We start from the raw sequence: 1,560 nt of genomic DNA, 5'->3' as shown, positions 1-1,560 counted from the left end.
GTTTTCATAATATTAAATATTTAGAGTATTGTTTGGTTGGAAGATTGTCCGTAATTCTATATTGTTATGTGATTATTAGTTAATTATTTCTCCTTTATTATTTTCTAATTTTTCTCGAAATTTTTTGATATCCTCAGGGGACTGCTTTACCCATTCGGTGACTTCACCAACGATTTTTAAAGGAGATTCTGAGCGGTAGGAACGTGAAGGATTACCAGGGAATTTTTTGTCGGTCAAATTTGGGTCATTTTCATAAATTCCAGTAGGTTCAACAATATAAACTCTTTCATTTCCATCGCCTTTGGCTAAGGCCGCTGCAAGTCCAGCTCCATTCACCAAAGCAGTAAAATATATATGATTCATTTGTAGTTCGGATTTGTAATTGGATTTCCCGCCTGCCACTAATAAATCGTCAATTTGTAAATCTGCTCTTGTGCCATGATAAAACGGTCCTTTGTCAGAAGGGTTATTTTGATGTGAAATCGCTAAATTGAAATTCTCAGTTGCTTTGTTTTCATTTTTTAATGCTTTGTGACATTGGGCAATAGTATAATAAAGAAAAGCTAAGGCACTCTTTACAGCATCATTGTTTTCTTTCAGAGCAAATTCTAAAGCGGTTTCTAACCAGTTTAATTTATCAGAAATAGTTTTCTGCTGTCGGGCAATATAATGTGCTGCCAGAAATTTTTCAAAATCATTGGTGGCTACTTCCCAAGCTTGAAGAAATAGTTGTTCGGCTTCTGCTATTTTGCCTTTTTCTTCCATATCCATTCCTTGAATGCAAAGTTGAACCACATTATTAAAAGGGGAGAATTCCATATTTTTATAGTTACTTTAATTTACTCGTTTTGATTTCTTGAATAATTTCAAGAGTAATCACTACTAATTTATCTTCAATTTGTTTTGAAAGTTTATTCAAATCGTTGAAGTCAGGGTTAGCGATTAACACCGTTTCCAAAATGGAATATTGAGGTCGGCTTGTTCTGTTGTTATTCCAATGGGTTAATTTAAAATATTCCCAATATTTTTCTTGAATAGGAATGGTTTGCCCTAATAACCAAACTTCAAATTGCATTTTTGAATGGTTTAGTACGAGTCCCATTTTTAGTTTTCGTTCTTTTAAAACATCATTGGTATAATAAAAATAGGTATAATCCATATAGCCTTGAAATAGGCTTCCAAAGGAATAACTTTCCGATAAGTTTTTGGATAAGTAGGTTCCTAATTTGGTTACATACTTGACTAGACTAACATATGCTTCTTGAATGTCGCCTTTTTCAAGTTGTTCTTTGTATATAGTAACATAATGGTTTAGGTCTTTCATTTCTTTCATTTTCTGATTGGTAAAATTTTACTTTTTTATAAGCTCATAATAAAGTATTATTGCACCTGAACCGAAGTTTTTTGATTTTATAAGCTTGAAAATTTTCCTGTCATTTATTTTGTCAAACAATGGTAAACCTTTTCCTTCTAACATTGGATAAATGCAAATCTGAAACTCATCAATTAAATTAAGATTCATTAACTGAATAATTAAACTTCGACTGCCAACTAATATAT

The 1,560-nt window shown here is 31.7% G+C and carries 3 protein-coding genes; all 3 read right to left on the bottom strand.

All coding sequences use genetic code 11. The annotated features are described in order from the left end of the window. Positions 1 to 75: 75 nt before the first annotated feature. Positions 76 to 819 carry an NAD(+)--rifampin ADP-ribosyltransferase gene (gene arr / locus WBQ70_RS02335; RefSeq protein ID WP_423910018.1) on the bottom strand — a complete coding sequence of 248 codons (744 nt, stop codon included), beginning with the start codon at positions 817 to 819 and terminating at the stop codon, positions 76 to 78. A 10-nt stretch (positions 820 to 829) separates the two neighbouring features. Beyond that, complete coding sequence (locus WBQ70_RS02330) at positions 830 to 1,324, bottom strand: DUF7000 family protein (protein WP_423910016.1); 495 nt, start codon at positions 1,322 to 1,324, stop codon at positions 830 to 832. Between the two features lie 27 nt (positions 1,325 to 1,351). Next, positions 1,352 to 1,560: dihydrofolate reductase family protein (locus WBQ70_RS02325; protein ID WP_423910013.1), on the bottom strand; the 209-nt coding region annotated here is incomplete at its 5' end.

Source organism: Flavobacterium sp. (genome assembly GCF_049590715.1).
Taxonomy (GTDB): domain Bacteria; phylum Bacteroidota; class Bacteroidia; order Flavobacteriales; family Flavobacteriaceae; genus Flavobacterium.
Note: the sequence above shows the minus strand (reverse complement) of the source record. Positions and strands in the feature narration are given on the sequence as shown.